21 protein-coding genes are annotated in these 17,328 nt (G+C 65.6%); 4 read left to right on the top strand and 17 right to left on the bottom strand.

Annotated elements, in window-relative coordinates:
* Window positions 1-12: 12 nt before the first annotated feature.
* The 11 genes from ACIBK4_RS43575 to ACIBK4_RS43525 form a co-directional block, all read right to left on the bottom strand.
* The gene (locus tag ACIBK4_RS43575; RefSeq protein WP_399004505.1) at window positions 13-1,266 is read right to left on the bottom strand and encodes a tyrosine-type recombinase/integrase; all 1,254 of its coding nucleotides are present in this window, start codon (window positions 1,264-1,266) and stop codon (window positions 13-15) included.
* An 11-nt stretch (window positions 1,267-1,277) separates the two neighbouring features.
* On the bottom strand, window positions 1,278-1,511 hold the full coding sequence (locus ACIBK4_RS43570; protein ID WP_399004503.1) for an excisionase family DNA-binding protein: 234 nt from the start codon (window positions 1,509-1,511) through the stop codon (window positions 1,278-1,280).
* Entirely contained in the window at window positions 1,504-2,805 is a 1,302-nt protein-coding gene (locus tag ACIBK4_RS43565; protein ID WP_399004664.1) for a replication initiator, read from the bottom strand. The genes ACIBK4_RS43570 and ACIBK4_RS43565 overlap by 8 nt, the downstream gene beginning before the upstream one ends.
* A 152-nt stretch (window positions 2,806-2,957) precedes the next feature.
* Window positions 2,958-3,200, bottom strand: coding sequence for a SpdD protein (locus tag ACIBK4_RS43560; protein ID WP_399004662.1), 243 nt, complete (start codon window positions 3,198-3,200; stop codon window positions 2,958-2,960).
* A 25-nt stretch (window positions 3,201-3,225) separates the two neighbouring features.
* Window positions 3,226-3,420: a hypothetical protein gene (locus ACIBK4_RS43555; RefSeq protein WP_020940615.1), complete on the bottom strand. Its 195-nt coding sequence runs from the start codon at window positions 3,418-3,420 to the stop codon at window positions 3,226-3,228.
* Window positions 3,421-3,436: 16 nt separating this feature from the next.
* The gene (locus tag ACIBK4_RS43550) at window positions 3,437-3,628 is read right to left on the bottom strand and encodes a mobile element transfer protein (protein ID WP_093628273.1); all 192 of its coding nucleotides are present in this window, start codon (window positions 3,626-3,628) and stop codon (window positions 3,437-3,439) included.
* Window position 3,629: 1 nt separating this feature from the next.
* Complete coding sequence (locus tag ACIBK4_RS43545; RefSeq protein ID WP_200691511.1) at window positions 3,630-3,812, bottom strand: hypothetical protein; 183 nt, start codon at window positions 3,810-3,812, stop codon at window positions 3,630-3,632.
* A gap of 3 nt (window positions 3,813-3,815) precedes the next feature.
* The gene (locus ACIBK4_RS43540) at window positions 3,816-4,454 is read right to left on the bottom strand and encodes a DUF2637 domain-containing protein (RefSeq protein WP_399004500.1); all 639 of its coding nucleotides are present in this window, start codon (window positions 4,452-4,454) and stop codon (window positions 3,816-3,818) included.
* Window positions 4,455-4,536: 82 nt separating this feature from the next.
* Complete coding sequence (locus ACIBK4_RS43535) at window positions 4,537-5,913, bottom strand: FtsK/SpoIIIE domain-containing protein (protein ID WP_399004498.1); 1,377 nt, start codon at window positions 5,911-5,913, stop codon at window positions 4,537-4,539.
* The gene (locus tag ACIBK4_RS43530) at window positions 5,913-6,269 is read right to left on the bottom strand and encodes a hypothetical protein (RefSeq protein ID WP_399004496.1); all 357 of its coding nucleotides are present in this window, start codon (window positions 6,267-6,269) and stop codon (window positions 5,913-5,915) included. Before ACIBK4_RS43530 ends, ACIBK4_RS43535 begins: the two co-directional genes overlap by 1 nt.
* Window positions 6,270-6,437: 168 nt before the next feature.
* A complete protein-coding gene (locus tag ACIBK4_RS43525; RefSeq protein ID WP_200689245.1) occupies window positions 6,438-7,226 on the bottom strand; it encodes a GntR family transcriptional regulator in 789 nt (262 codons plus the stop codon).
* A 110-nt stretch (window positions 7,227-7,336) separates the two neighbouring features.
* On the opposite strand from ACIBK4_RS43525, the gene ACIBK4_RS43520 reads away from it, so the two are divergent.
* From ACIBK4_RS43520 to ACIBK4_RS43510, 3 genes are read left to right on the top strand one after another with little or no spacing between them, the layout of a single operon-like run.
* Window positions 7,337-7,744: an NUDIX hydrolase gene (locus ACIBK4_RS43520; protein ID WP_399004660.1), complete on the top strand. Its 408-nt coding sequence runs from the start codon at window positions 7,337-7,339 to the stop codon at window positions 7,742-7,744.
* Between the two features lie 46 nt (window positions 7,745-7,790).
* Window positions 7,791-8,219: an ATP-binding protein gene (locus ACIBK4_RS43515; protein WP_399004494.1), complete on the top strand. Its 429-nt coding sequence runs from the start codon at window positions 7,791-7,793 to the stop codon at window positions 8,217-8,219.
* Window positions 8,213-8,596, top strand: a complete 384-nt coding sequence (locus tag ACIBK4_RS43510) for a hypothetical protein (protein ID WP_399004492.1) — start codon at window positions 8,213-8,215, stop codon at window positions 8,594-8,596. The genes ACIBK4_RS43515 and ACIBK4_RS43510 overlap by 7 nt, the downstream gene beginning before the upstream one ends.
* Before the next feature lie 18 nt (window positions 8,597-8,614).
* Here the strand turns inward: ACIBK4_RS43510 and ACIBK4_RS43505 are convergent, their stop codons facing one another.
* The 3 genes from ACIBK4_RS43505 to ACIBK4_RS43495 form a co-directional block, all read right to left on the bottom strand.
* Complete coding sequence (locus ACIBK4_RS43505) at window positions 8,615-9,049, bottom strand: hypothetical protein (RefSeq protein WP_399004490.1); 435 nt, start codon at window positions 9,047-9,049, stop codon at window positions 8,615-8,617.
* Between the two features lie 403 nt (window positions 9,050-9,452).
* Window positions 9,453-10,109, bottom strand: a complete 657-nt coding sequence (locus ACIBK4_RS43500) for a ribonuclease D (protein ID WP_399004488.1) — start codon at window positions 10,107-10,109, stop codon at window positions 9,453-9,455.
* Complete coding sequence (locus tag ACIBK4_RS43495) at window positions 10,084-10,869, bottom strand: hypothetical protein (RefSeq protein ID WP_399004486.1); 786 nt, start codon at window positions 10,867-10,869, stop codon at window positions 10,084-10,086. The genes ACIBK4_RS43500 and ACIBK4_RS43495 overlap by 26 nt, the downstream gene beginning before the upstream one ends.
* A gap of 537 nt (window positions 10,870-11,406) precedes the next feature.
* Here ACIBK4_RS43495 and ACIBK4_RS43490 point away from each other — a divergent pair.
* Complete coding sequence (locus ACIBK4_RS43490; RefSeq protein ID WP_399004484.1) at window positions 11,407-11,745, top strand: hypothetical protein; 339 nt, start codon at window positions 11,407-11,409, stop codon at window positions 11,743-11,745.
* A gap of 317 nt (window positions 11,746-12,062) precedes the next feature.
* Here the strand turns inward: ACIBK4_RS43490 and ACIBK4_RS43485 are convergent, their stop codons facing one another.
* From ACIBK4_RS43485 to ACIBK4_RS43475, 3 genes are all read right to left on the bottom strand, one after another.
* Entirely contained in the window at window positions 12,063-13,019 is a 957-nt protein-coding gene (locus ACIBK4_RS43485) for a BsuBI/PstI family type II restriction endonuclease (protein WP_399004482.1), read from the bottom strand.
* Entirely contained in the window at window positions 13,016-14,476 is a 1,461-nt protein-coding gene (locus tag ACIBK4_RS43480; RefSeq protein ID WP_399004480.1) for a class I SAM-dependent DNA methyltransferase, read from the bottom strand. The genes ACIBK4_RS43485 and ACIBK4_RS43480 overlap by 4 nt, the downstream gene beginning before the upstream one ends.
* Window positions 14,477-16,189: 1,713 nt before the next feature.
* The gene (locus ACIBK4_RS43475) at window positions 16,190-16,660 is read right to left on the bottom strand and encodes an SMI1/KNR4 family protein (protein WP_399004478.1); all 471 of its coding nucleotides are present in this window, start codon (window positions 16,658-16,660) and stop codon (window positions 16,190-16,192) included.
* Between the last annotated feature and the right edge of the window lie 668 nt (window positions 16,661-17,328).

Here is a 17,328-nt window from a genome sequence, read left to right as displayed (position 1 = left end):
TCAGTTTCCGTCTCAGTTTGTCTCTGAGTCCGTTTTCGGGAGCTCCCAAAGGGCGTCGCCGACTTGCTGGGCGACTTTGCGAAGCATGGTCCCCGTCACGTGCATGTACCGAGCGCGCATCCGGGCCGCTCCCCCGGGCTCCCAACCCATGATCGAGTCGATCACGACGTCGGGGACCCCGAGGATCAGGAGGACGGTCGCGGCGGTGTGGCGAGCGTCGTGGAGACGGCCGTTCCGTACGCCCGCGTCCCGGAGAAGCCGCTTCCAGGTGTGGAAGTCGGTGTTGGGACTGAGAGGGCCGCCGATCGGCGAGGCGAAGACGTACCCCTTGCCCGCCCAGTCGGTGCCGGCCGCGATCCGCTCCCGCTCCTGTGCTTCCTGGTGCTGGCGAAGAATCTTGATCAGCGGGTCGGGCAGGCCGATGGTGCGTCGGCCCGCGCGTGATTTGGTGGACTTGTGCTCGCGCCGGGTCTGCTCCCGCTTGGGGCAGTAACCAGCCTTCCGGCCACACGGGTTGGCAGCGCCGCAGCCATGCGCGTACTTGGGGCGGAGCCGGTTCTTACGAATACGGACGTATCCCGAGGCGAGGTCGACGTCTTCCCAGTGCAGGCCGAGCGCCTCACCCTGCCGGAGGCCGAGCGCCAGGGCGACGACCCAACGTGCGCTGTTGCGGAGCTTGGCCGCTTCGACGAGCAGGCTCTGAACCTCCTCGATCGTGAACGGCTCGATGTCCTCCTCTTCGAGTCGCGGAGCCTTGGCGATCTCGGCTGCGTTGGTGGGCACGTGTCCGCGCCTCACTGCCTCGCTGAGGGCGGTACGGACCGTGCGGTGCACGTGGTGGGCGGTGCCGGCCGCGCTGCCGTTGCTCTGCATCTTTTGGTAGAAGCGCTCCAGATGCTCGGGCTCCAGCCGATCGAGCCGGTGGGCGCCGAGACCCGGGACCAGGTGCACGCGGACGTCCACCTCGTATCCGGCGTACGTGTTCTCGGAGACGTACGGCTTGGCGATGTTCTCGACCCAGTGCTCAAGCCAACCCTGGACGGTCCAGCCCTTGCCCGGCTTCCGGAGCTTCTTGTCGTCGCGGGCCCGTTCCAACTCGCGGACCGCCTTGGTCGCTTCGGCTTTCGTCTTCCGCTCGACGTGACGGCGATCAGGCTTGCCGTCATCGCGGACGCCGACCGTCACGCGGCCGTGCCATTTGCCGTCCTTGCCGAGGTAGATGGACGAGGCGCCGTTGGGCTGGCGAGTGCGTTTGGCCTCTGCCATGTCTCCCCCCTTCAGGCCGCTACGGCGGGACGGCGGCGGAGTTGGCTGACGTATGCGGGCAGCGCCTCAGCCGGAACTCGGCGCAGGCGGCCGACCGTGACCGATTCGATCTCGCCCGCGAGCACGAGCTTGAAGCACGTCGTACGGCCGATACGGAGTCGCCGTGCCGCCTCTTCAACGGTCAGCAGGACCAAGGACGAGTCGGCTAGTTCCGGGACGGCGGTCAAGGCTCGCGGCTCAGCCACGGGTGGGTTCTCCTTCCGTTCCGAGGGCGGGTTCGAGGGTCTCGGCGAGCCAGGCTTCGGTGGACGAGAGGCCGGTTCCGGCGAAAGCCCAGTGGGCGAGGACGTGCGTGGTGTTGGTGGTGGGGCCGTTGGCGGGTGTGGCTTGTGCGCGGCGCCATTCGGCGCGGGCGTCGCGGAGGGCGCCGAGGGTGGTGGAGTAGCGGCGGGATTTGGTGGAGAAGTGGCCGCGGAAGCCGAGCATGTGGGCCCAGGCGCGCAGGCGGAGGTGTTCCAAGCTCTTGCGGGCGCCGAGGGTCCAGGCCGTGCGGATGAGGCGGCGGGCGTGGTCGCTGATGTCGAGGTGGGCGAGTTCGGCGGCGAACTTGAGCGGGCGGTCGAGAGCTCCCGTGGCTGTTTCGGCGCCCTTGGTGGCGTACTTGGCGATGTAGGCGGCGACGGCTCGTTCGGTGAGTTCCTGGTCGTCGTTGAAGTCGGCGGATCGGATGGTGCGGACGTCGAGTTGGCGGCCGAAGGTGAAGGTGTGGGTGCGGCCGTCGATGGTCGGGCCGTCGACGCGAACCTTGGGTGCGGCGGCACGGATCGCGTCGGTGAGCAGCTCGGCGGTGGCCCAGGGAGGGGGCGGGGTGTCGCCGCCGGTGGGGCCGTCGATGCGGATGACGGCGTGGAAGTGGACGGCTCCGCGTTTCTGGTACTCGGCGACCTTGGCGAAGGACACGCGTGCGTGGTCGCGGAACCGGCGTTGGGAGAGGCCCGCGCGCTTGGCGACCTCTCGGCGCAGGTAGGTGGAGAAGCGGCGCCAGAGGGGACCGGCGTGTGCGTTCCAGAGGACGGCGGCTTCGTAGTCGTAGGTGTCCGGGTTGAGTGGGGTGCCGAGTACGTCGTCGTCCTGGTCGTGGTGGACGCCACAGCGGCAAGTACGGCTGTTGGAGGGCCGGTTGTGGACCGGTCCGAAGCCGGGGGCGGTGAAGGTGGCGAAGGCGCGGGGGTGGGTGGCGACGTGTTCCGGGGTGCCTTTGCCGCCGCGCAATCCTGCGGTGATCAGGTGGAAGGTGTCGCGGCGGTAGACCTCGGAGCAGGCCGCGCAGCGGGTGGTGCGGCGGTTGTTGCAGCGGACGAGGAGTTGGCCGGCGGGGAGGGTCGATGAGTTGAGGTGGTGGAGGACGGGACCGATCTCGCCGGTTGTGGTGTCGAGGTCGTATTCGGTGCGGTGGCCGTCGAGGCGGATGGGGTTGGTGCAGCCGCCGAGGCCGGAGAGTTGGCGGAGGATACCCGGGAGGGTGCCTTGCGCGGCCAGGTTCGCTAGTTCGGGGAGTGGGGCCGGGGTGGGGCGGGTGAAGATGGCTTGCTCCTTCTGGCTGGCTCGGTCAGGAGAGACGGGCCCCGGGGCGGCGAAATGCTTGGTCGTGTGCCGCCGCCCCGGAGGCCAGGGGTTGTTCAGGGAGTGGTTCAGCGGCGGTGGTCGCGGAGCATCGAGCGCGGGACCACGGCGGCGATGGCTACGGAGATGGCCGTGACGGCGACGGCGGCCAGGAGCGCGGTGAGGACGACTCCGCCGACGACCAGGACGAGGACCGCGTTCCGGTCGATGGCGACGGGCGGAAGCGAGCGCCGTACGGGCATCGGGTCGGCCGGGGTGTGGGTGTGTGCGGGCGGCGGGGTCGGGTTGTCGGGGTACTTGGGCAGGAACACGGCGAACCCTTTCTCATCTACTCGTCTAGTCATGTGAGCCGTTTACGACACCCACGCCGGAACGCGTGCCGGACTCGATGGCGGGGGCGAGGAAGGTGTGCGAGAGCCAGAAGCCGAACAGGGCGATCAGGACGACGATCCAGGTGCGGACGCCGAGGAACTTGATCGCTCCCCAGGCGAAGAAGCCGAGGACGACGACGAGCGGCAGGCTGACGGTCACGGGGTGGAACTCCCTTTCAGCGGACGGGGCAGCGGTGGGTGTGGGCCGCCAGCTCGGCGGCGGCCCGGCTGTCGTAGTCGTGCGAGGCACCGCAGCGCGGGGCAGTGCAGGCGGCGGTGTGCTTCTCCTGGCCCCGGTCGTCGTAGGACGTGGCGACCTGGACGGGGCCGATGCGGATGACGTTGCGGAAGCGGCGGTTGGCGGGCAATTCAGTCCTCCTCTCGGCGGTGCGGTGCGGGGAACTCGGCGAGGATGCGGGCAGCTTGGGCAGGGTCCGAGGTCCGGTCGGCAGCTTCCTCGGCGAGGAGGCGGGCCAGTGCCCACCGGCTGCTGCGGGCCATCTCTCGGGCCGCGTCGAGGTAGTCGGCGGCGGTGTTGAAGGTGAGGGGCACGGGTCAACTTCCTGTCGGTGTGAGGTGGGCGGCGATGGCTTCGGCCATGGGCGCGGGGACACCGAGGCGGGCGCGGAGGGTCGGGGTGTCGATGGGGGTTCCGGTTCGGGTGTGGTGCTCGGTGGCGACCTTGCGTGCGTGCTCGACCAAGGCGGCAGGGACCGACACGGCAGGGCGCTCGGGTGGTGCCTCAATGGCCGGTTGCGCTGGCATCTGAGGCGAGGGTTCGGGTACGTCCTCCCGAAGGGCGGCGGCCTCAACGTCGTTGGTTGCTGGGGGTGTTGTGGTGTGGGCGAGGAGAGTTCCGCCGAGGAAGGCGACGGCGGGCCAGCCCGCGACGAGGATGCGCAGCCAGGCGGGGACGTCGCCGAGGTCGAGCAGGCCGGCGGTCGCGACGTTCGCGCCGAGAGACGCGGTCAGCGCGATGACGAACCAGCACCAGCCAGAGGCTTTCGCGTTGCCGGTCCGCAGTCGGCGCCAGGCGGCGACGAGGAGCAGGTCGACGCTGATGGGGTAGGCCCACGCTTTCCACCCGTCCTGTCCGGCCGCCGAGGCGATGTCGTGCAGGTGGGCGAAGGAGAGGGCGGCGGCGATGAGTGCTTGGACGAGTACCGCGTCGACGCGGGCCAGTTGGGCGCGCATGATGCGGCTCCTTCCGGGTTCGGGCATGGGAGGGGTAGGGACGTGGCGCGAGGCGGTCACGCCAAACCGGGGTGAGGGAAGGTCAGTTGGTGGCCGGGCGCGGCTGGACGTTGGGGCCCGGGGCCTTGACCGGTTGCGCGGGCGCGTACGGCTGGAAGCGCTTGAGCGCGGGCAGGTCGGGCACCAAGTGCGCGGAGTCGCGGCAGATCTCGGCGGCGTCGCCGAGGGACAGGTAGGGGGTGCGGATACGGGACCAGCCGCCCGAGGTATCGCCCGCGACAGCCAGGCCGGGGCGTTCCGGGGCGATGGCGCAGGCGGCGCCGACGGCTTCGGGGGCGATGTCGCCGAGTGCCATTTTGGCGGAGGCTTCGTCGTTGACGCGGTGGCAGACGCGGCCGGTGAGTTGGGCGCGGAGCGTGGTGGCGCCCTTGCCGAGTTCGGCGCCGAAGCGCTGGCCGCAGACTTCGAGGTAGATGCCGGCGGCGCGGCCGAGTTGGGCGAGGCGGATGAGCTGGGTGACCATCTCGTCGCGTCGTTCCTCGTCCCTGCGGGTGGCGACGAGGAAGAGTTCGGCCACCTCGTCGACGAACAGCACGATCGGGACCGGGCGTTCGCGTTCGGGCAGGCCCCAGATGTCTGAAGTGATCTCCTCCTCGGGGGTGTTGGGGGCGATTCCCTGCCGAGCCTTGATCAGGTCGTAGCGGTCCTCCATTTCGTCGATGAGCGCGGGCAGCAGATCGGCGGCCTGGTCGGGGTCGGTGGCCAGGGCAGAGAGGCGGGCAGCGAACGGGGACAGTTCCACGCCGCGCTTGCAGTCGATGCCGACCAGGGCGACCGGCTGTCGGGCGAGTCCGGCGACCAGGTGGCGCAGGTACATGGACTTGCCCGACAGGGTTGCGCCGAGGGTGAGTTGGTGCGGGACGGTGCGGTAGTCCCGTACGAACGGGGTGGCGTCCTCCCGCAGGGCGACCGGCACCTTGAGGAGACCCGACGGGAGCTTGCGCGGCATCCGCACCCGCCGCAGCACGTCGTAGCCGACGAGGCGGAGTTCGACGATGCCGGGCTTGAGGGTGGTGACGTAGACGGCGTGAACTCCCCAGGCGTGGCGCAGCCGTTCGGCGGAGGCGGCGACGTCGACGGGTTCCTGGCCCGGGGCGAGCCGCAGCCGTATCCGCAGCCCGGTCGAGGTGGGGCGGATGATGCCCCGGCGCGGCGGCACGGGCCGGATCTCGCGGCGGGTGGTGGCCTTGACGGCGAGGACGCGCAGTCGGGACGGGGCGACGGTCAGGCCGCAGGCCTCCATGACCGAGCCGTACGAGCTGAGCAGGCGGGTGGTGGATATCGGCAGGCCGATCGTGGACCAGTACGCGGCCGGGTACTTGGCCCGGGTGTAGGCGGCTCCGCCACCGAGTGCGGCGAGGGGACCACCCACCTCCAGGAGCGTCGTCAGGTCGGTCATCAGGCAGCAGCCCCGGCGACGGCCGGGAACGCGGCCGGAGTGACGGCGGCGGCACGGAAGGCGATGCCGTGGCGCTGCTGCCCGTTGAACACGCTCTCCCACGGCCGGGCAACGAGCCCCGGGAGCGAGACCGGAGCTCCGAGCGCCAGTCCCTCGGACACACCGCCCTCGGGGATGGTGACCTTGATGAGGGACGACTCGCCCTCCTCGATGTAGACGACACCGAGCGTCATGAGCGCCTCGCCGCTGACGGCGTCCTTGGCGATCTCGCCGGTCTGACGGTCGCGGACCTTCGGCTCCGGGGCCTCGGTCAGCAGGATCGTCGCGGCGGCGGTCTCAACACGGATGGTACGCAAGGAAGTTTCCCTATCTACTCGTCTATACATGTAGCGATCCGAGAACCCGATCTCCGGGTTCGTGCGGACCACCCTGCCACACAACTTGCCCACTCGTCTATACGAGTATGCACGTTGGGGTGTACGAGTTCGGGAAGCGTCCCCCGCGCACCACCACCCGTCATGCGATCAGGTCGCCGGGAGCTGGTACGACAGCACGTAGGCGTCCGCCGCCATGACCGTGTCGCAGACCTCCACAGCCCGCCCCTCGGTGTCGTACGCGGTGCGGATGAGGTGAATCACGGGCACGCCGGAGGCCAGCCGGAGCGTCTTGACCTCGGTGGGCGAGGGCATCCGGGCGCGGATCTCTTCCTCGAAGTGGTCGAGGTGGTGGCCGAGTTCTTCGAGGCGGGCGTAGATGCCGCCGGGGCCCGGGTTGGGCTCGGCGATCTGCGTGCCGCGCGCGATGTCGAGGGGGAGGTAGGAAGTGGCGAACTCGACCGGCTTTCCGTCCAGCAGATACCGGCGGCGTCGGGCGAGCACGCGCCGTACGGAGCCGAGCCGGGTGGAGATGTCCTGGCTGGCCTTCTCCTCCTTGACCTCCAGACTGTCGACCTGGGGATGGCTGCCAGCAGCGTCGGCCTCAACGATGAACGCGGACTTCCCTTGCTCACGGTGCCGTCGCGCGAAGCGGTCGGAGGCGAGACGCCGTACGGGCGGCCGGGGCCGGACGAAGACGCCCTTGCCGTGCTCGGCGTGCACCAGGCCCTCGCCCTGGAGGACGGAGAAGGAGTTGCGGACGGTCATCCGGGAAACTCCGTAGTGCTCGACGAGGTCGGCTTCGGAGGGCAGCTTTTCGCCCTCCTTGAATCGCCCACGGTCGATGGCCTCGCGCAGCTGGTCGGCGATCTGCCGGAAGACCGCACGATCACTCGTGGGGTCGAGATCGCCGAGCAGGCCGGAACGGAGAGGGCTCACGTTGAGTACTCCTTTAGGTATCTAGACGAGTGGGCGAGTGTTGTTGCTACGGTGGAGAGCCTAGCCAGCCGGGAGGGCCGAGGAACGTGAGCACTGACCGTCCGCACTCCGTGAGCGTCGCCGGAGTCATCGTCGACGACCACGGCCGCGCCCTCCTGATCAAGCGCCGGGACAACGGCAAGTGGGAACCTCCGGGTGGCATCGTCGAGCGAGACGAAACCCTCCCCGAGGCCCTTCAGCGCGAAGTCCTCGAAGAAACCGGCATCAAGATCGCACTCCCCGCGACCCTCACCGGCGTCTACAAGAACATGACGGGGCTGATCGTCTCCCTGGTCTTCCGCTGCCAGGCCGCCGACGGCACACCCACCACCGGGGACGAGACCCGCGCACTGCGCTGGGTCACCCGCGAAGAAGTATCCGAACTCGCCGACGAGGCATACGCGATCCGCGTCATCGACGCACTCGACGCGGCGTCTCCGCCGGCCATCCGCGCCCACGACGGCATCAAACTCGTCTAGCCCGAACCCGCTGCACATGGCGGCCTACCAGCACGAAGGAACTTGTATGCACGAGTATACGAGCACTGCGCCGGTCTGGGGACTCACTTGCCCAGGTTTCCCGGAAGAGGTCAGCAGGGCGCGGCGCTGGACGCGGGACATCCTGCGCGGGTCGCCGTTGGCCGAGGACGCGGAACTGATCGTGAGCGAGTTGAGCGCGAACGCGATCCTGCACACGGCGAGTGGGCGGGAGGCCGGCAGTTTCCATCTGGCGCTTGCGGTGTCGTCGCAGGTGGTCGCTCTGTCGGTGACGGATGGCGGGGGCGCCGGTACGGCTCCGAAGGTCGAGCACCAGGACCAGGAGGCGGAGCACGGCCGAGGGCTGGGGATGGTCAGCGCGATTGCGCATCGGGTCGTGGTGCACGACAGCGACGGCGGTCACACGGTCACCGCGGAGCTCTTCACGGATGTACGACGAGGAGGGCACCCGTGCTGAGCACGACGATCGACCCAGGCTTTTGGTGCGAGTGCTGGACCCGACACCTGGACGACAGCCAGCCGCCAACGCTCTTCGGCTCCTACGACGCCTACACAGAGGTCGAGGCGAACAACTGGGTCTCCGAGATCCTGCGCACCATCTCACCGGCACTCGACTCCGACGCCTCCCAGGAGGCATGGGAACGGCTCTACGACCACCGCATCAACACCCGACGGGCCCTCTTGCGGCGCGTGCCCTGGACGGTGTCCGTCATCCATGCCCGCACACTCATCACCTGGACCGTAAGCCCAGTGACCTTCCTGCCGATGGCACACCGTCAGGCCGCAGAACTTCCCCCGTGCGCATACGACTTCAAGCCGCGCTCCAGTAGCTGACGAGCCTCCACCAAGAGGTCAGCGTGGCACCCGCCCGGCGGTGAACCCTTCGCCATCCTGGAATTCGATCAGGATCCCACTGTCAACGAGGTAGACCCAGCACTCAGAACAGCACTCCAAAATCATGTCGGCATGCGTGGCTACCAAGCCGACCTCCAGGGCGAGCGAGGGCACCGCGAGATTGCCCCAGAACACGACTGCCAACTCGTCCGGACGAGCGAGCCTACCCAACAGTCCCCGAAGCTCCCCACCGTCGAATACTGGGGAGCTCTGGAGTACTTCAACACCACTCCAGTCCAGGCGAGATGACCCCACAGAACCGAAGCGGCTCAAGCTCAGCGCGGCGAACGATCGGTCCTCGTCATACGACAGCACCACCGCCCCGCCTCCAGCAGCGGCCAGAAGCGCCGCGATCACATCAGGCTGTGCTCCATAGCCGATCTCAGCGCTCACGACACTCCCTTGCATCCACCGCCTTCTGGGATGCACGAGCGAGCCCTTTCCTCAGACAGCACAGCACCCAGCCGTGAGGCACACCCCCAACAGCACCATCCAACCTACTGAGTTACAACTTTCTCTACTGGTTCAAGGCGGCTCGCTCCGCTCCCCGCGCGCGGCCCGACCCCCGGCCGGGCCTGCGCTCCTGTCTCCGCCCCGCTCCAGCCCGGCCGGCGCCCGTGCCGCACCCATGGCAATCAGTCACTTGATGCCAGAGAAAGGGCATGTCGTTCTGTACCACGAAGGTCCGCACAGTTCCCGATTCGCCGTGAATATACGGGGCCATAATCGCTCTCGCCAAAGCAGCTCCAGCCCAAAACCGTTCCGCCGATCTTTCTTCCGCTGCATCCCTAAAGCCCTAATACTTGAATGGATCAGGGCATCCGTGAAGACGCAGTTCTACATGAGTGGGTAGAAATTTCACGCAGCGATCATACAGACCAGCCAACCCGCGTTGGGCAATTTCAGATACGAGTAGATCGTATAGGTCAAGCAGCCTGATGACGTCTCCAACTGCATACTCAACCTGACTCTCGCTCAGCGACTCCGTCAGCCAGTCCGTGAAACGAACAGACTTATCGAGGCGCAGATTGAAGTGACGAGCCATGAGGTATTTCAAGGAGAAATTCTCGGCCGGATCCGACGGAGCAACAAGCTTGGCTGCAATCTTCGTGCAAGCCACATTGCCTGGCGCAACACCCCAGGAATGTGCCATAAATGACAGGTCGAAGGGTGCATGGTGAAACACCTTTAGCACGCGCTCGTCGGATAGCAATCGCGACAACACCGGGGGCACTGTCCCAGCCACCTGAGTCACAACGAACGCACCCACACCTGGGCAGTAAATCTGACATGTGCCAATCTGGGACTCGCGCGGGTCAAGGCCATTGGTTTCAATGTCCCAGGCCACCCTTCCACTAGCCACCAGACTCTCGTAGACACTACGAGGCAAGTCGTGACGGAATACGTCGATGTGACCAAACCGCGCATCATGGATAGATTTTTGTGCTTGCATCGAGAACCCCCTCCAAATCTTCCTCGAAGAAAGCAAACAGAGAACCGCCCTCCCTGCATGTAAGGGCAGGGAAAGAGCCCCGTCGATTATCCTTGTGGTGATACAAGGTTACGACAAATTGATTGTCGATCCTGTAGGAAGTGAAGGCCCTGAAGACAGGAGTTGTGTAAATCTCAACACGCCCCGTACTACTACCGTTTGCATCAAGTTTCTTATACCCCTCGATAGCTTCACTAAGCCTGTTGCGGGCCTCGGTCTGCGTCATGTTGAAGCGGGTGGCCAGGGATTTGATGCAGTTGGGGTCTGCGGGGTCAGGGAGGCAGATTCGGATCTTCGCATCGCTTCGGGATGCCAGTTGCTGAAGATTTGTTTGGTTACTGTTGCGCCAAGTCGTAGCCCAGGCTGCGAAGATGTCCAGGTTCTTGGCGGACCCAAGGCAGTCATCCCAGTTGACGACCTTCCTGTAGTCCGTGCCAATCGACGTGAGTCCCGACGCATGGATGTCCTGCTTGAGCTCAAGAACTTCAAGCATCTCTCTGAAGAACGAACGGCGCCCGACCAGGTCCCACATAGTTGCCAAGGCAACTGATGCGATGAGAAGGCCACCGAGCTGACTGGTCAGGGCGCCGAAAGATTGGTGATCCTCGAACCAAGGAAGGCCTGACACGTACAGCAGCACCACGCCTACGACCAGCCCTCCACTGGCTAGCAGCCAGTACTTGAGGTTGGTCACCAGCGTGTACGGGGTGTTGTTCGCCATCCGTGTCCTCTCTCATGTCAAACGACGCTATCGCGCACCACTGACAACGCACCGGCAAGCCTGAGCACGGTGGGCTCGGCAGACTGTATCGGTGAGGCAGGGACACAGCGCTTGGAGAGCAGAAAGATGCCTTGCCCCAGGTCGGTCCGCCGTAGCCGCTATGGTCCTGATGCTCCAACTCCGCCGTGCTGGTGATTCCTGATAGCTCAGCAGGTATACGCGCAGACGCAGACGATGCCTCCGGCGGGGGATCGGCCGGCACCGGGGGGGGGACCCGCTCCCGGCTGACGGTCCGTCGTGGCGTGGGGTGCTCCCATCCCGTCCACCGCCGACCCAGGCAGAGCCGAGCAGGCGCGGCCCAGGGGCGTCAAGGTCGTTCGTACAGTGGCGCGCTCCACCTTGACGCCCCTGAACCACGCCTGCTCCACGTTGTGTGGGTCGACGGCGGACGGGATGGGAGCTGGGAAGGGTAGTGGCTAAAGTGAGTGGGAAGGGCTCGGCTCAACGCACTTGGGCCCATCGATCACGAAGAGGTGGGTGGCAGTGGCCCGTTGGCGCAAGAAGTTCCTGACTGAAGTGACAGAGAAACTTGTTCAGCTCGGTCTGAAAAGCTGTCCGGTCTGCAACTCCGACACTCTAGGGGCAAAGTCGTGGCCCGTAATGGCAGAGATTGGGGGCCTTCACTCCGCCAAGGACATGCAGAGCGATGAGGAGCAGAACGTCCTCTTCTTGGTCGGGGTGGAATGTTCCTCGTGTGGCCATCTGATGCTATTCAACAGTGAGCGGTTCCGCACCGGCGACGAGGGCACTCTAGTCAAGGGGCTCACGCACGAAGAAGAGGCCGAGGCAGAAGAGCGCGGGCTGTGGGACGACTGAGGGGGCCCGTCACGATCGCCTACCAACGCCGCCTAACCAGCCCGTGCCACTGTCGTGCCAGAACGGGTGGGGACTCACGGGGAACTCCGGGGAATCAACGGACCGCCCGCCGGACGGCGACACCCTTCCGCCGCAGGTCAGCCCGGCAACACGCCCTACATCACCTTAGCTTCCCAAGCTGATGGTCCAACAGCTCAGTACGGCCGCGGAATCACGTGCTCGTTCAACACAGCCTCGTAACCGTGACAACAGAGCATCCACGTCCGCCAGAAGACGGCCGGCGGAGTCCCGACAATCAGGGCCCGAGCTGACGAGGCTCACTCATAGGGGCCGAGGAACCGTGAGCCGTTCAGGTGGATCAGGTGATCAGGTGCGTCAGCCACCCAGGCTTCGGTCTCCCATGCGAGGTCGGCCAGCCACTTGCGCATCGTGGCTCGGTCCGGGAAGCAGTTCACGAACACCAGCCCTGCCTTGTCCGTCGCGAAGAGGTTCTTCAAGTGCTCACGCCGTCCGAAGTCGATCGGTCCGTGAGAAGTGACGGCCTCCATCAGGAAAAGCCAACCGCGCTGCTCGTCGTAGACCACGAGGTCCGGGTTCTTGCCGTGCTCGTCGAAGGCCAGCCCGAGACGTGCGAAGGCGTCGTCTTCGCGGATGTCGTAGCGGTGATCCTTGGCGTCCCCCAGGTAGAGGACCTGTCCGCCCGGGGCGAAGCGAGGGCAAAACTCCTCGACCATGTTCCGGATCAGGGGGTTCTGGCCACCGGGAGAGAGGCTGAACAGACGGCCGTCGGGCAGCGTGACCGGGAGCATCTGCATCTTGCGGGTGGCCTTGTAAGCAGCCTTCTGGGTGGGAGCTTCGGCTATCCAAGCGTCGAGGGCATCTTGGAACCCCCGGGTGCCGAAGAGACGCACTACGGACAGAGCAGCCGGAGCGATCCGGTAATTGTTCTTGGAGGAGTTGACCGCGCGCCCTTCGGGAGCATCGGAGTTGTGCTCAGCGAACCCCGCGTCGACGAACTGGTGGAGCGTCTGCTTGCGGAAGGTCTCCCGCGAGTTCGGGGCGTACTCCTTACCCCACTTCTCCGCAATGACGCCCATAACTTCCGTGACGCCGAGACGCGGGTTGGTCGCCGTGTCCCACGGCTCGCCTGGCTCCAGGCCGAGCAGCACGAGGGCCGTCAGGGCGGACCTGTCATTGCAGCGGACCTTGTCGAAGTCGAAGGCTTGCAGGAGGGCGCTAGCGTTCTCGACAGATGCTCGTAAAGTGCTGATCACTCTGCGGAGCCTACGACAGCGGGGAACAAGTCAGCCACGAGGGCGTCGAGCTTCGACTGCTCTGGGAGCCATTCCGGCGCGTTCTGTGCCAAGCGCACCAGATCGTCGCGGGAGGGGAAAGGGAGCGTCTTGACGTCCCCGGCGTTGACCTGGGTGTGCCCGGAGAAGGTGCGAAAGATCGCGTCGAGTGTCGAGGAGTTCAGCCAGAGCATCAACCCGTGCGCGAGCTGAGGGTCGATAGGCCCCTTCTTCTCGTGCAGGTAGTTGGTCTTATTGTCCAGGGCAACCGGGCCATCGTGCTTCCAGACGCCCGCGACCACGCGCCGCTTCTCCTCCTTCGCGGAGAAGCGCTTGATGACGACGTAATGCCCTTCGGGCAAGAGCAGTTTGCGGGCGGCCTCGGTGCTGGGGGAGAAACCCTGCGGCTTCTTCGCGGGGCGCTGTGGCCACTCGATCTCTCCGCCGCGCACGTTGGCCTGGTAGACCATCGGCACAACACCGTCGGCGCTGAGGTCTCCGGTCAAGTGTTCGCGGTTACGGAAGTCGACGACCTTGCCCGTGCTGACGCCCAAACCCAGGTCGGCCAAGGTGAATGAGACTGCCGGCGGCACGGCAGCGGAGTCATCGAAGCGGACGAACCGCTCGCGGTCCCCGGGCAGGACCACGGCGTCGAACGGGACGGTGCGGCGCAGCGGGGCATCGTCGTGCGCGATCGACGCCGACAGGACGACCTGTGGCTGCTGCTCGCCCCGTGTGCCAACCACGATGACGTTTTCCTGGAGGACACCGGTGTCGGCGAAGACTGTGTTGCGGCTCTCGAAGACGTGGAGGAGGTCGAGGCTGGTGCGATCGAGCATCCACCGACGAAAGACGCGGTGGTAGGTGCCGTTGGCCCAGGAGCGGGGCACGATGATCGAGATCTGACCGCAGGGGGCGAGGGCAGCTGTGGCCCTGGCCCAGAAGGCCGTGTAGATGTTGCTGGTATCGACCAGGTGGTGCGCAGTGCGCGTACGGTGCAGGCTGCCTGCGGCGAGCTTTCCGTAGGGTGGGTTGGCGACGACGAGGTCGAACGGCCCGTCGATGAGTGCGTCATCGTCGGTGAGGTAGTCGCCCTGCACGAGGTCGAAAGTGGTGCCGTAGGTTGCCCTGCATTCCTTGAGCGTGGCCTGCAAGTAGGGCACAACCTGCGGGTCGGTCTCCACAGCAACGACGTGAACGTCCACGCCGGGGCACTCTTCGTGCAGTCGGACCACCAGTGCGGCGGTCAGCGAGCCGACCCCGGCGCCGGGGTCCAGAACGCGCACAGTATTACTCAGCGCGTCTAGGCGAGGCATCGAGGCGATCAGGGCAGCGGCTGGTGCAGGGGTAAAGAACTGCCCCAGGGCGGCCTGGGTTTCAGGGGCAAGGACACTGAGCGCCTCCACCCGGCGTGCCTCGGTGTTCTCGATCAGTTTCACGTCCGTGATCCTCTCACGGCCCCGCTTGGGGTTGTTGATGGATATACACGCGGGCGTCGCTGGACGAACTCCAGCTCGACACGGCGGCTGACGACTTGCGGCAGTTCATTGTGCCAGCCGCTGACAGGCCATGATCCCAAGCCGATATTTTACAAACAGATCCAGAGACTACCAGAATCGTCGGAATCTTAAGGGGCCCCATGGTAACTCGCCCCAAAATCGCTCCGCCGGCCTCGATGCAACGCGCAATTCAAGTCAGCGCTGGTACAGGATAGGAAAACCATCACGGTGCATGGATTCCGAATCGGCACAAAATCGGCCCTTCACATAGGCAGGAAACTCTGCGAAGGGCCGGAACATAGCGGTCCTAAAATAAGCAGCATCTCTCGTTTCGCGTGGACGCCTTCGGACCGATTCAAGGTGCTGGAGCATGTCCCACGGTCGGGCGAACCACAACCCCACTCCTACATACCGTTCTGTCGGTGCGTGAGCTCGCCCGATAACCTGGGCGTGGACCAAGAAAATTGGGGCCTTCAACGCTACTGCGGCTGCCGTTATGTCATCACAGTCGGTTGTGTCAAGTTGGAACTGCGACATGGGACTTCCTACGCCACCTCCAGCAAGTGCGCTGCGGCCGCTTTTAAGTTCGATCCCAAGCGCAGCTTCACCTGACACGTAATCGGCCACGAAGTCAGCTATCGCCACCCGATCCACGTCCGACCTCTGCCCCCGAGGACGCAACTCAACAGGGTCGGTTTCCCGCAGCGACAGCCCCGAAGCCCCCCGGAATGTGTCCGCCCACACCGATTCAACATATTTGGCAGATGCAAGGCCCCGCCCGATCGACCGGACGACACGGTCACAGGTACCGCAAAGAAACCACTGGGTGAGGCGCACTCCTCGACGTTCATTACAGTGGCCGCAGTGCCCCTCGATCTGCTCCCTCGACACCCACTCCGGACTCCGATCGCCGAAGGCGAGGTGAGCGTAGGCCTCCCTGCACGAGTTACAAAGGAAGTACGCCCGCAGTTCGGCGTCCCGGGCGATGTCTGAATGGCGTGCACACTCATACGCCGCGTAGGGGTCAGCAGCTAGAGCTAGTCCTGCCTCCTTCAGCGCCGAGACGATGTGCGTTACGGTGGTCGGTCCTATCCCGGGCAACGATCGAAGCTCGCGCTCGTTCAGCGCAAGCAGCTGCTCAACACTGACGATCTGGGCCCGCAGCAACTTCTTCTCGACTGCGCGCTCGAATGACACCACTGAACCGCGGAACTCCACGTCCCCCCCCCACCTGTCGACCCGACCGGGCGATCAACCTAACAAGGGACCGCTTCAAGATCGAATCAGCACAACGGTGGCATTCCGACCGTCATGCTCTCGATGTTGGGCGGGGCGACACTGCTTGCAGCGTTCGGCAGCAGCGAACCACCACAGCGGTGAGCCCGTGTCTCGAGCCCCGTGGATCCTCAGAGGCCTTGACCGGGGTGACCGTCGCTGGATGTATCGGGGTGGTGCTGAGTGTCTAACTGCGTGACAACGTCAACGACCACCGACGGACAAGCACGAACGCCTGCGGACCATCAGCCCAGTTGAGAGGCACACCAGCCCAAGGCACCACCCTCACCCAAGTTGCTTCGGGACGAAGAGGTCATGGGTTCAAGTCCCGCAACCTCAAGGGCGTAGTAGCCGGCTCAGGTCGATGGGGTAGCTGGTCTACGAAGTGGGCTGGCTCTCCAGCAGAGTTTGCACCGTCAGGGTTCCTGCCAGCGTGCCCGCCAGCCATTCCGCGAGATTCACGCCCTGGGGCCAGCACTCGCCTTCATGGTTGCACCACATGGCGCCCGCAGGATCGCGGAAGTCGACCAGCGACCAGATGGTGCAGCCCCAGTCGTAGATCAGCACCAGGCCGGCCGGGATGCGGCCGGACGGATCCGGTCCGTCCTGGTACAAGTCGGCGATGTCCGCGAAGTTGCCCTGTGCGGCCCCACCGCGCACGCCCAAGATTCCTTGCCTCGGGCCGAATCCGCCGTTGGCGACCTCGACGTACAAGCGCCGCAGGAGAGGAGGCAACGAGAACCCGATCACCTCTTCCGCCGCGGCGACAACCTCCGGTGTTGCGGGCGGCGGCAAAGTCCCCGCCGACGCTACGACCCGCAGCGCCTCGACAACCTCATCATCAGTCACGGACTCAGACTCTCAGTCCCGAGCGGTCGGACGTGCCAGATGCGTGCCAGATCCTGCGAGGAAGCACGGGGAACAGCGGGGAACAAGTCGGCGATCGTCTGCGCACCGTTCAAGGTCCACCGCAGGTCAGCGAAGCATTCGCCGCCGAAGGCCTCAAGCTTCCCAGGCTCGGGTTGAACGCACTCCGCTGACGGAGGAAGCACCGCGATGCCGACCAGGACGACGATCACGGACGCCGTCTCTTCGACATCGCAGACTCTGAGCGCCATCGTCAGTCAGAGCGGCGTTTCATCGAAACTTGACGAGGATCGCCCTCACTGCTGATCTAGCAAGGAAGTGAGGGGGATACATGCTGGATCAGCTTTCGACCTTGATCGGCGTCGTCATCGGCGCAGCCATGTCCTACCTGGTTGGCGCACTCCACGACCGCACGCGTTGGCAGCGCGAACAGAGCGCGCGGTGGGACGGAACGCGTCTCCAGGCCTACAGCGACTATGGACAGGCGATCAAAGAGTGTGTCGTCGCCTACCAAAGGCTGGCGGCCAGCAGAGGACTGACAACGGACCCCACTCCGATAGAACCTACCGAAGACGCCCTTGGACAGGCCGCGAAGGCTGAGTTGCGGCGCGCTGCTCTGACCGAGCCGCTACGGCTGCTTGCCGACGGCG

Source organism: Streptomyces sp. NPDC050528 (assembly GCF_044457795.1).
In the GTDB taxonomy this organism is placed as follows: domain Bacteria; phylum Actinomycetota; class Actinomycetes; order Streptomycetales; family Streptomycetaceae; genus Streptomyces.
Note: the sequence above shows the minus strand (reverse complement) of the source record. Positions and strands in the feature narration are given on the sequence as shown.

Bases quoted from the DNA above. Each gene is read 5' to 3' on its own strand.
- ACIBK4_RS43535 (WP_399004498.1), bottom strand. From the start codon at position 5,913: ATGACCGACCTGACGACGCTCCTGGAGGTGGGTGGTCCCCTCGCCGCA.
- ACIBK4_RS43495 (WP_399004486.1), bottom strand. From the start codon at position 10,869: ATGGCGAACAACACCCCGTACACGCTGGTGACCAACCTCAAGTACTGG.
- ACIBK4_RS43500 (WP_399004488.1), bottom strand. From the start codon at position 10,109: ATGCAAGCACAAAAATCTATCCATGATGCGCGGTTTGGTCACATCGAC.
- ACIBK4_RS43515 (WP_399004494.1), top strand. From the start codon at position 7,791: ATGCACGAGTATACGAGCACTGCGCCGGTCTGGGGACTCACTTGCCCA.
- ACIBK4_RS43575 (WP_399004505.1), bottom strand. From the start codon at position 1,266: ATGGCAGAGGCCAAACGCACTCGCCAGCCCAACGGCGCCTCGTCCATC.
- ACIBK4_RS43540 (WP_399004500.1), bottom strand. From the start codon at position 4,454: ATGCGCGCCCAACTGGCCCGCGTCGACGCGGTACTCGTCCAAGCACTC.